Origin of the sequence: Acinetobacter sp. YH12231 (assembly GCF_013417755.1) — a bacterium.
Taxonomy (GTDB): Bacteria; Pseudomonadota; Gammaproteobacteria; order Pseudomonadales; family Moraxellaceae; genus Acinetobacter; species Acinetobacter amyesii.
Window position 1 is genome coordinate 1 of sequence record NZ_VPDJ01000035.1, and the last position, 20,888, is coordinate 20,888.

Below are 20,888 nucleotides of genomic sequence, written 5' to 3' on the forward strand. Positions count from 1 at the left end.
AGCAAGTAACTTGGACCAGTGTTGATCATTTAGCATTGTTCGAGGCATAGCGAGTGTAAAATTGGGTTTGGCGATTTAATTTTACTATCTCGCTATTTTTTTAATCAACAAATGTCAACAGACCCTATATTCATCAGGATATAAAGCCACAGACCCGCCCACCAGCGGTGCATATTGATGCTGTACACGTGTGAGCGCATTGGCTTTAAAAGTTTGCTTCCAGCTGTAAATTACCTGAGATGACCATGAAATGACTTCACTCGGATCTTTGGGCAAAACTTTTTGCAGCGCTGCATTTTTACAGTTTCTAAGCTTTGCCTCAAAAGTTTTATATTCAACATCTTGCCTGCTCCACGGATTCAGCATGTCTTTTTCCGTAAATCCGCATTGCTTAAAACTCTCAGTCATATCAATCGGGGCTGTTTTCTCATTTTTTTGAATAAAAGTGCGCACGTGCATTTCAGGCTGAATCGTTTTTCCATTCACTTGAACTTTAAAACTTTTGAGCAGCTTTTCTGTATTGGCAAAATCAGATTCAAAGAAGTTTTCAATTTTTGGCAGTGGAAAGAGTATGGTTTCAGTCACGTCTTTATTGCTTAAATTTTTGAACTGATAATCGACCTTGATCATTTTTTTACTAATAAATAGGTCTTCACTGAACATTTGAATGTCTTTATTTTTAAGGTACTGCACCCCTCCCGTTGCCACATAGCCTGTTGAATCGTTGGCATATGTTAGTGCTGAAAAACACAAGCATATGAATGCAGTTAATTTTTTCATTATTAGCTTCCAATTTTTATATTTATAATTGCACTAGAATATCATCGACCATTTTTCAGGAATATACTCAGAAATTAGCCCTATCCCGATAATTATAAGGGCAATGATGCCAATCAAAATAATAAAACTCACTACTTTTATGACTACTCTAAAGGTTAAATTTAAGCCTTTCGTATAATTTTCAATAAAGCCTGAAAATTTAAATAAGGATAAAACCCCAATCAAAATTAAAGGCAGAAAAAAAATATCTTGTGGTGAAAAGTCGCCTCGCCTTGCTGAGACAGCTTGTGAAGATACGAGTAAAACTAGGAAAATATTAAATTTTAATATATTCATGATATGTACGTTATTATCTTTTTATTATCAGATTATTCATCTACATATTAACCAATTTTTGATTGGAACTCACTCTATTTCCAAGTACAATACTGCCCTAGTCGAGGGATGCTGCGACTTTCTTATAGGCACTAAATATAAGATCGCTAGGCTCGACGATTCGGTTGGATACTCGTTCCAATCAACAACGGCATCCGCGAACTGAATGATCAATTGTTTTTATTAAGGAGATCGTGATGAACGCGGTTAATGCTTCATTTACAGATTATAAAGTTGCCGATATTTCACTAGCTGACTACGGCCGTAAAGAAATCAAACTTGCAGAAGCAGAAATGCCAGCCCTAATGGGTCTTCGCAAACGCTATGCAGCGGCTAAACCGCTTGCTGGCGCGAAAATCCTAGGCTGTATCCACATGACTATTCAAACTGCAGTTTTAATTGAAACTCTAGTTGAATTGGGCGCAGAAGTACGCTGGACTTCATGCAACATCTTCTCCACTCAAGACCACGCTGCTGCTGCAATCGCTGCTGCCGGTATTCCTGTATTTGCTTGGAAAGGCGAAACTGAAGAAGAATACATGTGGTGTCTTGAACAGCAAATCAATGTGAACGGTACACCTTGGGATGCCAACATGATTCTGGATGATGGCGGTGACTTAACTGCGCTTGTTCACGAAAAATATCCTGAAGTGATTGCTAAAATCCACGGTATTACAGAAGAAACCACTACAGGTGTTCAACGTCTTTACGAAATGCACCGCGACGGTACTTTAAAAGTTCCAGCGATTAACGTAAATGACTCTGTCACTAAGTCTAAAAACGACAACAAATACGGTTGCCGTCACTCTCTAAATGATGCAATCAAACGTGGTACAGATATGCTTTTATCTGGTCGTCGTGCGCTTGTAATCGGTTATGGTGACGTAGGTAAAGGTTCTGCTCAATCACTTCGTCAAGAAGGCATGATTGTACGTGTCACTGAAGTTGACCCTATCTGTGCAATGCAAGCATGCATGGACGGTTTCGAAGTTGTTGCTCCGTATAAAAATGGCATTCAAACGGGTAAGAAAGAAGACATCAACCTTGATCTTCTTCAAAATACTGACTTGATCGTAACAACAACTGGTAACTACCACGTATGTGACGCTGCAATGCTTGATTCATTAAAAGCTGGCGCTGTAGTTTGTAACATCGGTCATTTCGATACTGAAATCGACACAAACTACTTACGTGGTTATAAGTGGGTTGAAGTTAAGCCACAAGTTCACCAAGTGTATCGTTCAGAAAATGAAAATGATTACCTTATTCTTCTTTCAGAAGGCCGTTTGGTGAACCTTGGTAATGCAACCGGTCACCCTTCACGTATTATGGACGGTTCTTTTGCCAACCAAGTATTGGGTCAAATGCACCTATTCGCTGAAAAATTTGCTGATCTTCCTGAAGATCAAAAACAAGCTGCAATCCGCGTAGAACTTATTCCTAAGAAATTAGACGAAGAAGTTGCTGCTGCAATGGTTGCTGGTTTCGGCGGCGTATTAACGACTTTGACTCAAGAACAAGCGGATTACCTCGGTGTTCAAGTTGAAGGCCCGTTCAAAGCTGAGGCTTATAAATACTAAGTTTTATAAATACCTCTCCCTAACCCTCTCCTGAGCGTGCTTCAAGCACTGCTTTGAAGCTCAGCGCAAGAGAGGGAACTCTTCATTGTGAAAGCAAATTTGATGTTAACTCCAAATCACTATTACTTTCATAATGGAAGTCCCTTCTCCCTCTGGGAGAAGGTTAGGATGAGGGGATTTTTTTAAATAAAAGTATTTATAAAAAAGGATTTGAACATGTCAAAACAGATTCCTATTTCCTTTGAGTTTTTCCCGACCAAAACTGATGCGGGCGCGGAAAAACTTAAAGTTGTACACCAAGAACTACAATTATTAAATCCTGAATTTTTCTCTGTAACATACGGTGCAGGCGGTTCTACCCGTGAACGTACTTTGTCTACATTGAACGACTTCAACGGTAAAGGCACACCGGTTGCCCCTCACCTGTCTTGTATTGGTGACAGCAAAGCACGTATTGCTGAATTGCTGGATTTATATAAATCACAAGGTATTGACCGTATTGTTGCGCTGCGCGGCGACTTGCCGTCTGGTCAAGTGGGCTTAGGCGAATTGCCTTATGCAACGGACTTGGTACGTTTCATTCGTGAGCACACTGGTGATCATTTCAAAATTGAAGTTGCAGCATACCCAGAAATGCACCCGCAAGCAGACAGCTTTGATCTCGACATCAAACGTTTCTGCGATAAAGCCAATGCAGGCGCTAATGCAGCACTCACACAATTCTTCTTTAATCCAGATGCCTATTTCTACTTTGTAGAGCGCATTCAAAAAGAAGGCGTGAACATTCCTGTCGCTCCAGGCATTATGCCGATTACCAATGCAAGCAATTTAATTCGTTTTGCTGATGGTACAGGTGCAGAAATTCCTCGCTGGATTCGCAAACAGCTTGCGACTTATGGCGACGACACAGCGTCAATCAAAGCCTTTGGTCATGAAGTGATTGTGAAACTTTGCGAACGCCTGATTGCTGGTGGTGCGCCAAGCCTGCACTTCTACACCATGAATACCACTGACCCTACACGTCAACTTGTGAAAGACCTCGGTCTTGCATAAGACATTTCGACCTTTTTGAGAGTAAAACTTTAATGCCACGTTTTTATATTGAAGCTGATTTAACTGTTGATACGACTGTTGAATTAACGGAAACAGTGTTTCATCACTGGGTAAAAGTTTTACGTGCTCAAGTAGGCGAAACAGCCACTTTGTTCAATGGGCAAGGTGGCGAATACCATGTTGAATTGGTTGAAGTCGCTAAAAAGTCAGCTGCCGTCCAAGTTTTGCAATTCAATCCAAGCAATCGCACACCACATTTTACAGCGCTCTTGGGTCAAGTGATGAGCAAAGGCGACCGCATGGATTATGCGATTCAAAAAGCGGTGGAACTCGGTGTTTCTGAAATTCAACTACTCACTTCAGAACGTTGTGAAATGCGTTTGAAGTACGATCGTGATCAAAAGAAACTCGACCATTGGCAAGGCATTGCTATTGCAGCTTGCGAACAGTGTGGTCTCAACATTGTCCCTAAAGTACTTGCGCCACTTTCCCTTGAAAAATGGTTGGAAAGTGATCTGCCGACAACCAAGTTGGTACTCGCACCCAATAAAAATGAAGTTGATGTATTAGCTGATGCTGACCCGTACTTTGCCTTACTGATTGGCCCTGAAGGTGGCTTGAGCGAAGCCGAGATCAGCGCCGCAAATGAGAAAGGTTTTGTGAACTGGTGTATCGGTGAACGTGTCCTTCGCACAGAAACTGCACCTGTAGTTGCACTTTCAATTTTAAATTATAAATTTATTTAATTTTTACTCGATAGTTCATCTGAAAGCATCAATGATGGCATCCTTGATATTGCTTTTTATTTGTAACGCAATTACCCTAGAGTCAATAAAAACAAATGATTTGTTACTAAGAATAAACAAATACTCTCAGGAACAATACAAATACAACGATCTAAATTTGGTTAAGGCAGGGTTTTTATATTCATGACGTATAAACAAGATGAATATATCAAGCAGTACAATCATACTGCTCAAATTGCGAACACGATTCGCCATAGCCGCTATTTTTTAGTCAGTATTCTGATTATTTGCTTATATATTTTTTCGATATATCAAATTTTTTATAAATCACCATCTTTATATTTCAATATTTGGTTTATTTTTACCGAAGTTTTTGTCAGTTTATGCTGGCTGATTAGCACCGTTTATTTTAAACCTGAACAATATTCACTGATGATTGCGCATCGTTGGCTACAATTTCAGTGTTTTTCTGTCGGCACACTGATTGCGAGCGGTATCTTTTTAATTTTTTACTATTTACCTGCGACCAATCAAAGCTTTGAACCGATTCAGGCCTTAACGCTCTCCGCCTTACTATTGATCGTGACGCAAACCTTTGGTTTGACCTATTTAACGCAAAAACTCAATTATTTTTGTTTAGCCTTTATCCCGTCTATCGTGCCGTATCTGATTGCACAGTTCTTTTTCTTAGATAGTTCAAATCACTTATTTAGCCTGAGTATTAATTTTGGGCTCATTGTGATTCTAATGTGCGCCATGACGTCATATCGGATTCACCGTCGTGTGTCGACCTTACATGCAAAAAACAACCTACTGGTTGATAGTGCCAAGCAACAAGTCAAATGGACTGATGAACTGTGTCAGCAGCTCCAAGATGAAGTCAACAAATCACGAGACATCGAATTACAATTACAACTAGGTAACCAAATCCTTGAACAAAAAGTCAAAGAACGGACCTTCGACATTGAGCAAATGAACAAGGATTTAGAAAACCAACAGGCCAATTTAGTCCTTGCACATGAAATTGCAGGTTTACGTCCTTGGGATTGGAATATCAAGGATCGTAAAATCGTTGTCACCAACTATAAGCAAGAAAAAACCCTTAGACATTCGAAAGAGCATCAGCAACAGTTACAACATGTGATCCATCCTGATGATATCCCTCATTTTAAGTCGGCAATGATTCAACATCTACGTGGATTTAAAGACCGTTATGAGGCCACCTATCGGATTCAAAACAGTCAAGGAAAATGGAGTTGGGTACATGATATTGGGCGAGTCATTCAACGCGATCCAGATAACCGCAAGCCCTTGCGCATGGTCGGTATTCGTCGTGATATCCATCAAGAACGGACGTCTCAAGAACGTTTAAAACTTGCAGCCAGCGTACTCGAACAAGCTGCTGAAGGGATTTTCATTTTAAATGAAGAGCTGTGCTATATCGAAGTCAATCCGTTTTACGAACAATTAACCGGCTTTAACTACGACCAAATTATTGGCAAACATCTATTTGATATCACAGCAAATTACAAATCAATTCAACGCAGTATGCACTACTCGATCATTAAACAAGTGCTGAAAATTGGTGAATATGATGGTGAGTTGCACGAAAAATTTCTTTCAGGTAAAGAACTGACGCTATGGATGCATATTAATGCGATTACTGATGATCAAAACCGCGTTACCCATTATATCGGGATTGTCTCAGACCTGACCGAACGTAAATTGCAAGAACAACGTTTATCTTATTTAGAAAATTATGACACCTTAACGGATTTGCCGAACCGTTTTTATTACAACTATCAACTGCATCAATATTTAGTTTCACAGCAAGATTCGATTAAACAGTTGGCCGTCATTCGTTTAAACATCGACCGTTTCCGTCCATTAAATGAATATCTCAGCAACAATGGTGGTGACGAACTGTTACGCCAAGTCGCACAGCGTTTACGTCTAACCAATGCCGAAGCATTATTTGTTGCGCATTTAAATGGCGATGATTTTGCGATTGTGTATGAAATTTCACATATCCGCCCTTCTGTGCAAGAGCATTGTGAACGCATCAATAAAGCCTTTAGCATTCCATTTAATATTTTTGGCCAAGAACATGTCATCACTTTATCGATGGGCGTCGCGTTCTATCCTGAGCATGGCCGTCAGCTAGATTATCTAAATAACTGTGCAGAACAAGCGCTGAGCGAAGCTAAAAATTTGGGAGGCAATACTACACGTTATTATTCCAATGAAAATACCGCATTATTAGAGCAAGGGATCTTCTTGGAACGCGACTTGCGTAAAGCCATTCAAAATAATGAGCTGGTGGTGTATTACCAACCGAAGATCAATTTCCGTGATAAAAATATTTACGGTTTTGAAGCCTTGGTGCGCTGGAATCATCCTGAAAAAGGCTTAATACCACCGGGCTTATTTATTCCTTTAGCAGAACAAACCAGTTTAATTTCCGATATCGGGCGTTTTGTCCTGCAAAAAACCGCGCAGCAAATTCGCTTTTGGAATAATTTGGGTTATCAAAATATTTGTGTATCCGTCAATATTGTTGCACAGCAACTGCGCCGTGGACAATTATTAAATGATTTAGATGAAGCGATAGATGCCAATCAAATTGATGGTGCCAGTCTGGAACTGGAAATTACAGAATCTTCTTTGGTCGAAAATCTAGATTCAGTACGTGAACTATTAAACGAAATAAAAAAACGTAAAATCAATATTTCACTTGATGATTTTGGCACTGGCTACTCATCTCTATCGTATCTGGCTGATTTTCCAATTGATATTTTAAAAATAGATCGCAGTTTTATCTCTAAAATTGGTGAAAATAAACAATTGGCCATCGTTAGTGCCATGATTGCCATGGGTAAAGCGATGGGCATGACGGTAGTCGCTGAAGGGATTGAAACTGAACAGCAGTTACAGTATCTACAAGACTTAGAATGTGACATTGCTCAAGGCTATTTTTTCTCTAAGCCACTGCCACAAGAAGAGGCAACCGTGTTCCTTGAAAATAATATCTCTTCGCCTGCTTATACTTACTTAATATAAGTCACTATGCCTGAGCTATAAGATTGTCTGAAAAAGACGCGACTTCGACTGTCCCAACTGTGCAACTAATGTTATATTCAAGCGGATAAAGCAAGCATTGCAGCTTTATATTGGATAAACAAAACACAATCGAGATACAGATGGACGATCAATCTTTAAAACAGCAGGCTTTGTATTATCACGAATTTCCAACTCCGGGGAAAATCAGCGTTACACCAAGCAAACAATTGGTCAACCAACACGATTTAGCCCTCGCATACTCGCCAGGTGTCGCTGCACCTTGTTTAGAAATTGAACGCGACCCATCTACTGCTGCACTTTACACAGCGCGCGGTAATCTTGTTGCTGTAGTCAGTAACGGTACAGCCGTACTAGGCTTAGGTAACATTGGTCCTTTAGCGTCAAAACCTGTTATGGAAGGTAAAGGCGTTCTATTCAAAAAATTCGCTGGTGTTGATGTTTTTGACATTGAAATTGCTGAAAACGATCCAGACAAAATCGTAGATATCGTTGCAGCATTAGAACCAACTTTCGGTGGTATCAACCTTGAAGACATCAAGGCCCCAGAGTGTTTCTACATCGAGCAAAAACTTCGTGAACGCATGAATATTCCTGTGTTCCATGATGACCAACACGGTACATCGATCATTGTGGGTTCTGCATTACTGAATGCACTTCAACTCAATGGCAAAAAAATTGAAGAAATCAAAATTGTCGCTTCTGGCGCAGGTGCTGCTGCCCTTTCATGTTTGAACTTACTTTGCGCACTTGGCGTAAAAAAAGAAAACATCGTTGTGGCAGATTCACGCGGTTTATTGACGAATAAACGTGAAGGCTTGGATGAGTCGAAAAAGGCATACGTTCAAGACATCGAAGGCTCTCAGCTTGCTGATGTAATGGAAGGTGCGGACATGTTCCTCGGTCTTTCTGCAGCAGGTATTTTGACCAAAGAAATGGTTAAAGTCATGGCGAAAGATCCGATTATCTTTGCCCTTGCTAACCCAGACCCTGAAATTCTTCCTGAACACGCACATGAAGCACGTCCAGACGTGATTATGGCAACTGGTCGTTCAGACTATCCAAACCAAGTGAACAATGCGCTTTGCTTCCCTTATATCTTCCGTGGTGCACTCGATGTTGGTGCTACAACAATTAATGAAGAGATGAAGATTGCTTGTGTACATGCGATTGCTCGCATGGCACATGTCGAAGCTGATGCTGCATCGTATGGTGAAAAATCTGCTTCATTTGGTCGTGATTACCTCATTCCCCGCCCATTAGATCAACGTTTGATTCTTGAGATTGCACCTGCAATTGCACAAGCAGCGATGGATTCAGGTGTTGCAACTCGTCCAATTCAAGACTTCTCTGCGTATCGTCAACGTTTGTCTGAGTTTGTTTATAACTCTGCATTCATGATGAAACCAATTTTTGCGCAAGCAAAAACTGATCCAAAACGCATTGCATATGCTGAAGGTGAAGATTTACGTGTACTTCGCGCGGTGCAAATTGCTGTTGATGAAGGTTTGGCAAAACCAATCCTTGTCGGTCGCCCTGCAGTCATTGAAGCAAACATCAAGAAATTAGGCCTACGTCTTGAAGACGGCGTGAACATCACTATCGTCGATCAAGAGAAAAACCCTGATTATGATAAGTTTGCTGACGATTATTACAGCATCATGCAGCGTAAAGGTGTAACGCCTGAATACGCTCAGCGTGAAGCACGCCGCCGTTCTACACTTATTGCGGCAATGTTGGTTCGTCATGGTGTCGCTGACGGTATGCTATGTGGTACTTATTCAAGCTATGACATTCACTTAGACTTCGTCAGCAATGTGATTGGGCTAAAAGAAGGCCGCAATAACTTCTTTACGCTGAATGCATTGATGCTTGAAGATCGTAACTTGTTTATTGCCGATACTTACATTAACCGTAACCCAACAGCTGAACAACTTGCTGAAATGACCATTTTAGCGGCTGAAGAAGTACGCCGTTTTGGTATTACGCCACGTGTAGCATTGCTTTCTCACTCAAGTTTCGGTTCTGACCAAAATGATCCTAGCGCACAAAAAATGCGTAAGGTTTATGATATTTTATCAGAAATTGCACCTGAACTTGAAGTTGAAGGTGAAATGCATGGTGATGCCGCACTGGATGAAAATATTCGTCATTTCGCATACCCGAACTCACGTTTTAAAGGTTCTGCGAACTTGCTGATTATGCCTAATCTGGATGCAGCGAACATTTCGTTCAACTTGTTGAAATCAACATCGGGCAGTAACGTGACGATTGGCCCAATTCTTTTGGGTGCTGCAAAACCTGTTCATATTTTAACGCCAACAGCGACAACTCGCCGTTTAGTGAATATGACTGCATTGACTGTTGCAGAGATTCAAGAAAACGAAAAATTAGCACTCTAATTTAGTTGACCTGAACACACTTTGTGACTTGAGAAAACCTCTGTTCTGTAGCATGATTGCTCTAAGAATAGAGGTTTTTTCATGCAAGTTTATTTAGTAGGCGGTGCAGTTCGAGATCACTTGCTCGGGCACCCCTATCACGAAAAAGATTATGTCGTTGTCGGTGCAACGCCGGAACAATTACTTGCTCAAGGTTATCAACCTGTGGGTAAAGATTTCCCTGTTTTTCTTCATCCAGAGACCAAAGACGAATATGCCTTAGCCCGTACAGAACGTAAGTCTGGACATGGGTATCATGGCTTTGAATTTTATACCGACGTCAATGTCACACTCGAACAAGATCTCATTCGACGTGACCTCACGATCAATGCGATTGCTATGGATGATGCAGGTCAGATTTATGATCCCTACCATGGTCAACAAGATTTAGAGCGACGCATCCTTCGCCATGTGTCTGATGCCTTCGTCGAAGATCCTTTGCGAGTTCTGCGGATTGCACGTTTTGCGGCACGTTATAAAGCTTTAGGTTTTAAAGTGGCTGAAGAAACACTTGCGCTGATGCAAGATCTCGCTCAATCTGGCGAACTTGAAGCCCTTACACCTGAACGTGTATGGAAGGAAACGTCTCGTGCGTTAATGGAAGACCATGCAGATGAATATTTTGGAGTCTTAAGAGCCTGTGGTGCTTTAAAAGTCTTGTTCCCAGAAATTGATGCGTTATACGGTATTCCACAGCGTCCTGAATATCACCCTGAAATAGACTGCGGCATTCACACCATGATGTCGCTACAGCAAGCCTGTCGTGCCAATTATTCTCTGGATGTTCGTTTTGCCGTACTGGTACACGACTTAGGCAAAGCACTTACTCCAGTAGATGAGTTACCGCGCCATATCATGCATGAAGAACGTGGTGTAAAACCCGTTACCGAAGTCTGTGACCGTATGCGTGTTCCCACCAATACCAAGCAATTGGCCATCTCAGTATGTAAAGAGCATTTAAAATGCCATCAAGCCTTGAGTTTAAAACCGGGTACATTATGGCGTCTGTTACAACGCATGGATGTACTACGCCGTCCTGAACGCGTAGAGGCCTTTGTACAAGCCTGTGAATGTGATTCACGTGGTCGCTTAGGTTTAGAGGATCGTGCCTATCCGCAAGCTCAATACGTTTTAGATGCCATGCAGGTGGTTCGCAATATTAAAGCTGCCGATCTTCCACCTGATGTATCAGGGCCGGATATTGGTGAAATGCTGATTGAACGACGTATCCAAGCCATTGCAGAACTAAAAACCAGTCAATATGCAGTTGAAGCATAATTAGAGCACCTTCGGGTGCTTTTTTAATTTACCTTTTCTATATTTTCCTTTTCTATATTTTTAAAACTTTAACTTTTGCAATATTTCACCTTGCCCTTTCAGATATAGATAAGCTTTGAAAAATATCTGCATTCACATCAAGGCTCATTCATCTATGCTCTAAGGAAAACAAACCATCGAGCTGACAATATGCATCCCCAAATTCGTCCACTACACCTCCCAAAAGATCTCCTCGACATTCATCAACTCACACTCCAATTGGGTTATGAAATACCACCAGAGCGACTCCAACAGCATTGGCAGTTGATTCATTTGGATAAGCATTATCAAACCTTGGTGATGACGGCTGATGACCGCGTCATTGGTTATGCAGGTTTTATCCAACAATACAGTTGGGAGTTTGAGGAAGGATTTATTCGGATTCAGGCTTTTGTCATTGATGCCAGTTATCGCGGTCAAGGTTTAGGGCGACGCTTCATGCAAGCCATTGAGCAAAGCGCTCGGCGACAAGGTCTAAAACGTATTTTACTCAACAGTGGTAATCGTCCTGAACGCTATGCCGCACATGCTTTTTATCAAAATTTAGGGTTTGAAGCCTATAGTTTGGGTTTTACTAAATATTTAAATTGATCGGCCAATTTTACCATCAGCCGATCAAGACATTTTTTAAGAAATATCAGCTGGGAAACTAATGACTTTTTCAAGTTTTAACTGATTCGTTGCCACCATTAGCAATCGATCAATGCCTAAGGCTATACCTGCACACTCACTCATATACGGTAATGCAGCAAGCAAATATTCATCAATCGGCATCACATGCAAGCCAAGTTTAGCGCGCTCTGCATTATCCGCCTCAAAACGACGGCGTAAAACGTCTGCATCAATCAGTTCATCATAAGCATTTGCTAACTCTAAACCTTCGATATATAGCTCAAATCGTGCTGCAACCAATTCACCATCTTCGTCCACACGGGTTTTCGCCAAAGAAGCCATTTCCGGTGGAAAATCTGTAAGGAATGCTGGCGTATCAAAACCGAGACTCGGCTCTACATAATGCGAGAACAATAAATCGATATAGCCTAAACGGTCTTCACCCAGATCTAAGCTTAGCCCCACACGACGACAGCAATCTTTCAGCTCTTGTAAAGTGGCTTGTAACGGATTCAAATCCAAACGATCCATAAAGGCATGCTTATAGCTCAAAATAGTCGGACGAATTTCACCAAAGCGCTGTTTCAAAGTTTCATTCAATAGGTCAGTCACTTCAAACATCAAGTCTTTTAAGCTAAAACCCGGACGGTACCATTCCAACATGGTGAATTCACTATTGTGTTTACGTCCATGTTCATCATCACGGAAAACTTTACAGATTTGGTAGATAGGCCCACTGCCACTTGCCAACAGACGCTTCATGGCAAATTCAGGTGAAGTTTGCAAATAATGCGTTTGCTTTTGACCATTCACATGACGCTGAGCTTGTACCGATGCTAAATGCACATCGGTGACACCCGCTTGTGAAAGCACAGGTGTTTCCACTTCAAGCACATCACGTGCAGCAAAAAACTGGCGAATTTGAGCATACATCGTGGCACGTGCACGAAGTGCAGTGAGTTCACAACTCGGCTGAAAGTTCATCTGACTCATGCTGCTGGGCCTCCATGCGCAGCCCATTCACGGCGTAAAGGATAGGTTTTACGTAAATAATCAAAGGCTTTTTGATCCACCTTGCCGTCTTTTAGGCAAGCACGTAAGTTGGCATCATCACGAGCGATATCATAAATATCTTTTAAATAACGCTGTAATACCGTCTTAAAGTCAGCACCAGTAAAATACTGCTCACAGACGGGCAACTGACTTTCAAAAGCTTTATTTATCGGTTGATTGAAAGTTTGACAGAATGCTTCATAGATCATCTGTGTGCCACGTGCTTTACCTTCCAAGCTATAGCCTGCAATATGGGGTGTCACCACGTAAATTAAATCCAACAATGCTACTGAAATCTCTGGCTCATGTTCAAAAACATCTAAGACCACTTTACGCTGAGTTTGTTGAATATCGGCAATTAAGGCAGCTTCTTCGACCACGGGCCCACGCGCGGAATTAATCAAGATCGCAGTTGGCTTCATAGCAGCAAGCGCAGCAGCATTGATTAAATGATAGGTTGGATGTTCACCCTCTTTGGTCAGTGGCACATGAGTACTAATCGCATCTGCACTTTTTAACAGTTCTGCAAATTCAACTTGTTTCACCTGATCAGATTGCACAAATGGATCATAGCCAATGACATTCCAACCGAATAATTCTGCCATGACGGCTAAACGTGAACCAACATTACCTAAACCAACAATGCCCAAGGTAAATTTTTCATTTGCATTCAACAATTCAGGTTTAACGTAAAGCAATGCCGTAATCACATATTCAGCAACCGCTTGTGCATTACAACCTGCGGCATTTGACCAAGCAATACCCTGCTTTTCTAGAGCATTAATATCTAAATGATCTGTTCCAATCGTAGCACTACCGACAAATTTGAGTGCGGTCTGTTGAATTAATTCTGCATTTACCTGAGTCACTGATCGTACCAATAATGCATCGGCTTCTTTGACATCCTCATGGGTCAATGTTCGACCTGCCGCTTGCTTTATTTCACCAAATTCGGTAAAAAAATACTCAGTAAATGCCAGATTTTCATCTGCAACGATTTTCATAGTTCATCTCATAATTCCACTACGAACATGATAACGCGTTGCTCATGCCATGACTATTCTTCTGCACATAAAGCATAGCGCCATTTTTTTATAAGCTAAATGATAGAAAATTATATTAACGACAATAATCTGAGTGCTGATCTTCAATTAAAGACAAGGCCGCCTGCCAAGCCGCTTGAATAATGGGCTCGGCCATCGGATTTTCAAACTGCTGCAACGTATGTTCACAAACCTTCGGACTCGGATAATGCAATGTAGCACTCGACAACGCTTTTACTTGAATTTGACAAGCCCGTTCTAAAAAGTAAATTTCATGAAATGCCCGTGCCACACTATCTCCAGTCGCAAGCAAGCCGTGATTGCGTAAAATCATGCAACGATAATGCCCCATATCTTGTACCAGTCTTTCACGCTCTTCAGTTGAAAAGGCAATACCCTCATATTCATGATAAGCAATGTTCTGATAGAACTTTAACGCATGTTGTGAGATTGGCAATAATCCATGTTCCTGTGCAGAAACTGCCACGCCATCTGCAGTATGCGTATGAATAACGCAATTAATATTTGCACGCGCATGATGTAAGGCCGAATGAATTACAAAGCCGGCGACATTCACCATCTTCCCTGCATCATAAGTTTCAATAATTTTTCCTTCATGATCAATTTTGACCAAATCAGAAGCTGTCATTTTGTCAAAGGTCACACCATAGCGATTAATCAAAAAATGCTCAGGTTCATGACCTAAACGCAGGCTGATATGGGTATCAATTAAGTCGGTCATTTTATAATAAGCCACCAAGCGATACAGTGCCGCCAATTGACAACGCGCTTGCCATTCCAGTTCATGAATAAGCTCTGGTTTTTGCATGGATGAATTCCTTTTCTAAATCGATTAATCTTGTTTTCTGTTTATTGTGAATAATTAATAGCATGTCATATTCATGCTGTATATCAACTTCGCCTGTAGAAAAAAACTATTCAAAAATTTAGGCAATAAAAAAACCCCAAAGTAAAACATTGGGGTTTTTGAATATGGCGGAAGCGGTGAGATTCGAACTCACGGAGGACTCGCGCCCTCGTCGGTTTTCAAGACCGGTGCATTAAACCGCTCTGCCACGCTTCCATGGCCGCTATCATATAAATAAAAATTCAGATTGGCAAATTATTTTGCCTCATTTTGAACACTTGGCGAATCGTTCATACAAAATTTAGGCGATTGTAAAATTTTGGCTTCGAGCTGAAAAATAGAAGCTCAATCAAAATTTATTGAATTGAGGTCAAGGCTAATTGCATTACCTCAATTTACGCACATAAAAAAACCCTGATGCTAAAAACATCAGGGTTTTTTGAATATGGCGGAAGCGGTGAGATTCGAACTCACGGAGGACTCGCGCCCTCGTCGGTTTTCAAGACCGGTGCATTAAACCGCTCTGCCACGCTTCCATGGCCGCCATCATATAAATAAAATTCAGCAATGGCAAATTATTTTGTAAAAAACACATCCAATTGAACAAAATAAGAGCAGTTTACTGTCTTTCAGTGCTTTCGCCCATTTCATAACGAATTGAATTGATATACCAACATTTTTTTCCTAGCGGGGTTAGGACTTCGACTTCATCATCCACTTGCTTGGATAAGAGTGCCCGAGCCATAGGTGAATCAATTGAGATATGTTGCGGATGATGATCATAAATTTCATCTACCCCCACGATTCTTAGCGTTTTGTGTTCGCCGTCTTCATTTTCAATATCAACCCATGCCCCAAAATAGACTTTCCCTTTTTGTTCGGGTGAGTAATCGATAATACGAAGCTCTTCCAAACGTTTTCCCAAGTAGCGTACACGTCGATCAATTTTGCGTAATAATTGCTTATTATATTGATATTATAACCCCACCTTAAAACATACTATTTCTAATATTTTATATTGACAATTGATCAAATAATGATAAGTTTTAATTATAAAAACCCCATATTTCATACTAAATAGTATATGGCTTACGTTAAAAAAATTTATGTAAATTACAAAGATTGTTCTACTCAAACCACCTTGGTCTTGCCTTGTCTCTTGACTGAGAAAGGAGTCATCATTTCTCATTTGCGCTATTTGGCTTGGTTTAATTCAAAAAGTGAATCATGGAAAGAAAGATCTTGTTATGCAGTTAAACTTTTATTGAAGTATATAAATTCAGTTCCACAAATTGAGAATGCTACTAAATTACTCAAAGCTTTCACCGAGGCATTAATCACAGGCACAATTGACCCAACAACCCGTACAGATTCTTTTGATCTTTATTGGCGACCACGCACAGTCAGAGATACCAATAATCTATTATTTCATATTACCCATTACACTGATTTTATGACGTTACAGGATGAACATTCAACAATTCGTGTAAATCCATTTCGCAAAGCTACAAGTTATGAAGAGCGTCTAAATTGGTGCGCTTATTATCATAAACAAGCAAATGTCTTTCTAAATCATTTAACTAAAAAAGATTTATCACAACAGCAAGTTCGTTTGGTTGGTTCGTTCAATGAAGACCTAATTGATTTTGAATATGCAGTTCGTTTCCCCGAAGATCAAATTGAAAGATTGATTTATTTAGGGTTCGAAAAAAATGGAAAATACGACTATAAATCGCAAGCGATTACAATGTTGATGAATTACGGTGGGCTTAGGAAAAGTGAAATTTTTCATATTTACACTTCAGATATCACATTAAACCCAAACCGTCCTCAAGAAGCTCTTGTTCGTGTTTATCATCCTGAATTAGGTCTAGCTCCAGATCCTCATTTCAAAAATAGACGTGAATTTCTTTTATCCAAAACATCATTCAAACCTAGAAATAACTATTCATTTACCGAACGTTTATATGCGGGATGGAAGTCCCCATTACTTACATCTAAACAAGGTTACTTTGAGATTGTATTTAATCCACCTGAAAAAGCTAAAGAGTTCTTATTAATTTGGGCAAACTATCTCAAATATCAGCGTGTAGAGCCGCTGAAAAGTAATCCACATCCTTTTGCATTTACAAATAATTTAGGTGAGCCTGAAACTATAAAAAACTTTCAACGCCTGCATAAACGTGCAGTAGAGCGCATCGGGCTAATTAGCAAAAAATCTCTTGGTACGACTGAGCATGGTCATCGTCATGCATATGGATTTCGTGCGCGTCAGGCTGGTTTAAATCAAGTCGAAATTCAAAAAGCTATGCATCATAAAAGTCCAACTTCATGCCTTGTTTATATCAAACCAACAATTGAAGAAGTACAAGAAAAGTTGAGAGCGATTAAATGATTAAACCTCAAGCAATCAGACAAATTGAAAGTAAACGATTTAATAAAGAGTTTTCGACTTTTCCTGACTTAGATTCTTTAAAAAAATTTTGTAAAAATGAAGGTATTACAAACTCAGTACTCTATAAACAGAAATATAGAGAATATGGGCTACCTGCTCATCCCGAAAGAATTTATGACGAATGGATTAGCTATAAAGATTTTTTTGATATAACTGATTTTATTTCATATGTCGAACTAAAAAATTTGATAGAAAGCAAAAATCTTAAAAATGCTAAAGAATACAAAGCTTTTATTTTAAAATTAAATGATCTAAGTCTTCCACTTGATCCACAAACTGCATATCCAAATGAATGGGAAAACTGGTATAAATTTTTAGGTAAAACAGAACCATTTAAACCAGATTTTATTTCTCCTGACTATGTCACTTGGGCAATTAAGATCAAAGAATTTATGACTAAAGCCCGTGGCGGAGGCACTAAAGAAACTCAGCTCTGTCGTTTCGTTCGACTTTATATTGAACAATTTGATAAAAGCAAAACACCACACGCTTTTCTTATACAGGAAAAATTCGATGTAAAACCCTTTCGAGATATTCTTGAAAATATAGAATCTGAACCAATGAGAAGGAAACTCGTTGTTTATGTCAATGAATTCTTAGATTACATTATTGATAATGATTTAACGATTGAAGATGAAGAAACAGGCGAAATAGTACGAGTCGATAATGCTCGAAATCCGTTCACCCTTCTACTTAATCAACAAAATATATCATCTAGCTCCATCCGCTCTGAAACAACAAAACCATGCTTACAATATCATTTTGTTAAAAAAGCCCAAGAATGGATTATTCCAACCAATGCAAAAAGCTTTCAAGATTTAGAGCACCTTCATAAATACGATGCAGATTGGATAAAAGTAAGCTTTGATCAATTAGATTTACATGATTTAGATTGTGTTTACCGTGTAATTGATAATCAAGCATATTTATGGTGTCCAACAGACTGGATTCATACTTATACACTCACCAAAGTTCCCTTAAGAGGACGACAAATCGCCTATAACGATTCTGGCGAAGCTGATGAGTATATTGCAGATTTAGATCAGCAAAACAAAGTAATTTGGCAAAAAAATAATGCCCCAATTTCTGGGTTGACTAAAGAACAATCATTCATTAAAAGAATGCCTGATGGTCAAACAGGTATCTTTACCACTACAAATAAAACAAATAACAATGGGCATGGCTACACAATTCCGTGGATACCCGAAGATTTAGCATATTGGCTAATTAGGTTACGAAAATGGCAACAAAAATATAATCCTATCTCATATCCTAGTGCTTGGATTGATTGCCAAAGAACAAATTTAAATGAGGTGCAAAGAAAAGCCAAAGGATTGAATTGTTTTCTTTTTAGGCGCTTTAATGATTTTGAACCAGCAAATGTCGGTAATGCTTTAACCCCAAGATTAGCGGCTGCTCTTTATAATATACAGCCCTCAAATCTTTGCTTAGCTACACTTGAAGGAAATAGAGCAGTTTTAGGTGCATATAAGTCTAAATATACACCTCATAGCATGCGTGTTAGCCTCATTACAGCCTATGTTCTTGAAATGGGTATGCCTATTGAAATCGTGATGAAGATCGTTGGCCATAGCTCCGTGATCATGTCGATTTATTATTGCAAAGTTTCCAATCATGATATTAGAACTCGATTAGAAGAAGGTGAAAAAATAGCCTTAAAATCTGAAGTTGAATCTATTCAAAAAACAATTGAGCAGAATAAAATTGAAAGTGTTAAAAACCAATTAGTTGGTAATAACTTGGAGTTACTACAAGCTTTATCTAATGAGGTTCCTGTGGGTAATTTTATTTTTAGAGATTATGGTATTTGCCCTTTTGCAGCTTCAAGATGTGAGGATGGTGGTGAGTTAATAAAAAGTAGTTCATTCTATACCCCTACACCTCAAGGTTATTTAGGAACTCAGAATTGTATCCGTTGTAGACATTTTATAACTGGGCCTGCCTTTATCGGTGGTTTATTGGCAATTACAAATGAGATATTACTCCAATCCAATGATCAGTCTGAAATATGTTCAAAACTTCAATTTAAAATCAATCGGATTAATCAAGATATTGATAATATTGAAAAAGAAGAATATATAGCCAACTTAAAGAAAGAAAAATTTGAAGGTGCTGCAAAAAGATCAAAGCTCGAGACTGAACTTAGAAATTTCGAATCAGAATATGAAACTGCTGCTAAGAAATTGGATATGCTTTTGTGCGATATTCAAGCAGCATATAGTTATATTACAAAATGCCACAAGCTCATCAATAACAATCCCCTTATAGAGAGCGATGAAAAACTCTCCTTAATTACAGCCCCTAATGCTGAATTAATATTAGAAATGGAAGAAGTGAGCCATTATCAACAATTACAAGAAGTCTGTGAAAATGCAGCCATTTATAAATCTTGTAATGCAGATCAAGCTATTTATCCAAGGACTCAGCTCATTGATAAAATGGCGATGTTTAATGAAATTATGCCTGCTTTATTCATGTTATCTAAAGAACAGCAACTTTCGGCAGGCAATCAAATTTTTAAATTATTGATGAGTCGCCTCAAATCTTGGGATAAAGTACAAAGTGTTATAGATGGCAAGCTTAAATTGATCGAGCTTTCTGAAACTGAACAAATTTCAAAATCAGAAATTGAGCTCATTCTACATAATTCACCCACTTTGATTGAGGCAACTCATGAATTCTGAAGAGTTATTAAATAAATTAAAACATGGCTCATCACACAAAATCCAACAATCACTCGATGCAATCTATGAAGTATGTATTGAACAACAGGAACGTGGAATTCAGGATTTTTCTGTAAGTACGATTGCTAATTTAGGATTTAATCGAGGTGTTCCTAAAGCGCAAAGCATTAGAAATAAGACCGGTGAAAAATATAGAGCATTAATTCAATGTTTTGCAGAGGCTTCATCACAGAAGCCTAACTCGGTTAAGCCATCACAAACAGATAATGCATGGATTGAAGAAATTCAAAATCCGAAACATCAGTTGCTTGTACGCATTATGGCATCTGAGTTAAAAGAAGCTCAGCAAATGATCCGCGAAATCATTCCACCCAAACAAAGGATTGATATTTATGATCATAAGAATATGATACCTGATGAATCATTTAAGCTTTCTGATCAAGAAGTACGGGCATTACAATATTTATTATCTACTGATTTCCAAAAAAAATGGAATCTTAAACCAACTCATTTTGGTGAGCTAATCGATGAATCTAATAAGCCTGTTTTTAAAGTTTCAACATTAGATGCCCTACGTAAAGCATTGGAGTATTTGTCTTGAATCGCTCTGTACACGACAAATTTCACAGAACCCTTATCCTATCAGGATTCTGCCTTCTTAAAATTGCCAAAATTTCCTTAAACTCTTCTTTTTTCCCAAAACCAATTAAACGCTGAATCGCCATTTGAACATAGTCTAAACCATAGCGAAATAAACTCATTGAGAGTCGTCCATGCTTCTT

At 39.3% G+C, this 20,888-nt stretch carries 14 protein-coding genes, 2 tRNA genes and 3 pseudogenes; 10 read left to right on the plus strand and 9 right to left on the minus strand.

Annotated features, from left to right (window positions below):
- Positions 1–126: 126 nt before the first annotated feature.
- Together FTV11_RS15735 and FTV11_RS15740 are read right to left on the minus strand one after the other, a co-directional pair.
- Positions 127–780, minus strand: a pseudogene (locus tag FTV11_RS15735) (DUF4424 family protein); the annotation flags it as partial.
- A gap of 33 nt (positions 781–813) precedes the next feature.
- A complete protein-coding gene (locus FTV11_RS15740; protein ID WP_180026682.1) occupies positions 814–1,116 on the minus strand; it encodes a hypothetical protein in 303 nt (100 codons plus the stop codon).
- Between the two features lie 236 nt (positions 1,117–1,352).
- On the opposite strand from FTV11_RS15740, the gene ahcY reads away from it, so the two are divergent.
- From ahcY to FTV11_RS15775, 7 genes are all read left to right on the plus strand, one after another.
- Entirely contained in the window at positions 1,353–2,735 is a 1,383-nt protein-coding gene (gene ahcY / locus FTV11_RS15745; RefSeq protein WP_078192086.1) for an adenosylhomocysteinase, read from the plus strand.
- A gap of 216 nt (positions 2,736–2,951) precedes the next feature.
- On the plus strand, positions 2,952–3,788 hold the full coding sequence (gene metF / locus FTV11_RS15750; protein ID WP_180008362.1) for a methylenetetrahydrofolate reductase [NAD(P)H]: 837 nt from the start codon (positions 2,952–2,954) through the stop codon (positions 3,786–3,788).
- A 32-nt stretch (positions 3,789–3,820) separates the two neighbouring features.
- Positions 3,821–4,534 carry a 16S rRNA (uracil(1498)-N(3))-methyltransferase gene (locus FTV11_RS15755; protein ID WP_180074381.1) on the plus strand — a complete coding sequence of 238 codons (714 nt, stop codon included), beginning with the start codon at positions 3,821–3,823 and terminating at the stop codon, positions 4,532–4,534.
- A 183-nt stretch (positions 4,535–4,717) separates the two neighbouring features.
- Entirely contained in the window at positions 4,718–7,594 is a 2,877-nt protein-coding gene (locus tag FTV11_RS15760) for an EAL domain-containing protein (RefSeq protein WP_180003366.1), read from the plus strand.
- 140 nt (positions 7,595–7,734) lie between these two features.
- A complete protein-coding gene (locus FTV11_RS15765) occupies positions 7,735–10,014 on the plus strand; it encodes an NADP-dependent malic enzyme (protein ID WP_180008368.1) in 2,280 nt (759 codons plus the stop codon).
- Positions 10,015–10,095: 81 nt separating this feature from the next.
- Positions 10,096–11,331 (plus strand): multifunctional CCA addition/repair protein, encoded by a 1,236-nt coding sequence (locus FTV11_RS15770; protein ID WP_168378286.1) that lies wholly within the window; start codon positions 10,096–10,098, stop codon positions 11,329–11,331.
- Positions 11,332–11,520: 189 nt separating this feature from the next.
- Complete coding sequence (locus tag FTV11_RS15775) at positions 11,521–11,961, plus strand: GNAT family N-acetyltransferase (RefSeq protein WP_180008372.1); 441 nt, start codon at positions 11,521–11,523, stop codon at positions 11,959–11,961.
- A gap of 36 nt (positions 11,962–11,997) precedes the next feature.
- Here the strand turns inward: FTV11_RS15775 and epmA are convergent, their stop codons facing one another.
- From epmA to FTV11_RS15805, 6 genes and pseudogenes are all read right to left on the minus strand, one after another.
- Positions 11,998–12,966 carry an EF-P lysine aminoacylase EpmA gene (gene epmA, locus FTV11_RS15780; protein WP_373685431.1) on the minus strand — a complete coding sequence of 323 codons (969 nt, stop codon included), beginning with the start codon at positions 12,964–12,966 and terminating at the stop codon, positions 11,998–12,000.
- A gap of 5 nt (positions 12,967–12,971) precedes the next feature.
- The gene (locus FTV11_RS15785; protein ID WP_180074385.1) at positions 12,972–14,039 is read right to left on the minus strand and encodes a 4-phosphoerythronate dehydrogenase; all 1,068 of its coding nucleotides are present in this window, start codon (positions 14,037–14,039) and stop codon (positions 12,972–12,974) included.
- A gap of 115 nt (positions 14,040–14,154) precedes the next feature.
- Positions 14,155–14,907, minus strand: coding sequence for a class II aldolase/adducin family protein (locus tag FTV11_RS15790; protein WP_180074387.1), 753 nt, complete (start codon positions 14,905–14,907; stop codon positions 14,155–14,157).
- Positions 14,908–15,072: 165 nt separating this feature from the next.
- Positions 15,073–15,162: transfer RNA gene (locus FTV11_RS15795), tRNA-Ser, on the minus strand.
- A gap of 230 nt (positions 15,163–15,392) precedes the next feature.
- Positions 15,393–15,482 (minus strand) — tRNA-Ser (locus FTV11_RS15800).
- A gap of 83 nt (positions 15,483–15,565) precedes the next feature.
- Positions 15,566–15,922: pseudogene (locus tag FTV11_RS15805) on the minus strand (GreA/GreB family elongation factor); the annotation flags it as partial.
- A gap of 108 nt (positions 15,923–16,030) precedes the next feature.
- Between FTV11_RS15805 and gmtY the strand changes: the two are divergent.
- The 3 genes from gmtY to gmtX are packed head-to-tail and all read left to right on the plus strand — an operon-like array spanning position 16,031 to position 20,707.
- The gene (gene gmtY, locus FTV11_RS15810) at positions 16,031–17,341 is read left to right on the plus strand and encodes a gamma-mobile-trio recombinase GmtY (protein WP_180074389.1); all 1,311 of its coding nucleotides are present in this window, start codon (positions 16,031–16,033) and stop codon (positions 17,339–17,341) included.
- Positions 17,338–20,106 (plus strand): VPA1269 family protein, encoded by a 2,769-nt coding sequence (locus FTV11_RS15815; RefSeq protein ID WP_168378292.1) that lies wholly within the window; start codon positions 17,338–17,340, stop codon positions 20,104–20,106. The genes gmtY and FTV11_RS15815 overlap by 4 nt, the downstream gene beginning before the upstream one ends.
- The gene (gene gmtX / locus FTV11_RS15820; protein WP_168378293.1) at positions 20,096–20,707 is read left to right on the plus strand and encodes a gamma-mobile-trio protein GmtX; all 612 of its coding nucleotides are present in this window, start codon (positions 20,096–20,098) and stop codon (positions 20,705–20,707) included. Before FTV11_RS15815 ends, gmtX begins: the two co-directional genes overlap by 11 nt.
- A 22-nt stretch (positions 20,708–20,729) precedes the next feature.
- Here the strand turns inward: gmtX and FTV11_RS15825 are convergent.
- Positions 20,730–20,888: pseudogene (locus tag FTV11_RS15825) on the minus strand (IS4 family transposase); the annotation flags it as partial.

What these genes read in the sequence shown, in the direction of transcription:
- FTV11_RS15740 (WP_180026682.1), bottom strand. Translation starts at nt 1,116, where the DNA reads ATGAATATATTAAAATTTAATATTTTCCTAGTTTTACTCGTATCTTCA.
- ahcY (WP_078192086.1), top strand. Translation starts at nt 1,353, where the DNA reads ATGAACGCGGTTAATGCTTCATTTACAGATTATAAAGTTGCCGATATT.
- metF (WP_180008362.1), top strand. Translation starts at nt 2,952, where the DNA reads ATGTCAAAACAGATTCCTATTTCCTTTGAGTTTTTCCCGACCAAAACT.
- FTV11_RS15755 (WP_180074381.1), top strand. Translation starts at nt 3,821, where the DNA reads ATGCCACGTTTTTATATTGAAGCTGATTTAACTGTTGATACGACTGTT.
- FTV11_RS15760 (WP_180003366.1), top strand. Translation starts at nt 4,718, where the DNA reads ATGACGTATAAACAAGATGAATATATCAAGCAGTACAATCATACTGCT.
- FTV11_RS15765 (WP_180008368.1), top strand. Translation starts at nt 7,735, where the DNA reads ATGGACGATCAATCTTTAAAACAGCAGGCTTTGTATTATCACGAATTT.
- FTV11_RS15770 (WP_168378286.1), top strand. Translation starts at nt 10,096, where the DNA reads ATGCAAGTTTATTTAGTAGGCGGTGCAGTTCGAGATCACTTGCTCGGG.
- FTV11_RS15775 (WP_180008372.1), top strand. Translation starts at nt 11,521, where the DNA reads ATGCATCCCCAAATTCGTCCACTACACCTCCCAAAAGATCTCCTCGAC.
- epmA (WP_373685431.1), bottom strand. Translation starts at nt 12,966, where the DNA reads ATGAACTTTCAGCCGAGTTGTGAACTCACTGCACTTCGTGCACGTGCC.
- FTV11_RS15785 (WP_180074385.1), bottom strand. Translation starts at nt 14,039, where the DNA reads ATGAAAATCGTTGCAGATGAAAATCTGGCATTTACTGAGTATTTTTTT.
- FTV11_RS15790 (WP_180074387.1), bottom strand. Translation starts at nt 14,907, where the DNA reads ATGCAAAAACCAGAGCTTATTCATGAACTGGAATGGCAAGCGCGTTGT.
- gmtY (WP_180074389.1), top strand. Translation starts at nt 16,031, where the DNA reads ATGGCTTACGTTAAAAAAATTTATGTAAATTACAAAGATTGTTCTACT.
- FTV11_RS15815 (WP_168378292.1), top strand. Translation starts at nt 17,338, where the DNA reads ATGATTAAACCTCAAGCAATCAGACAAATTGAAAGTAAACGATTTAAT.
- gmtX (WP_168378293.1), top strand. Translation starts at nt 20,096, where the DNA reads ATGAATTCTGAAGAGTTATTAAATAAATTAAAACATGGCTCATCACAC.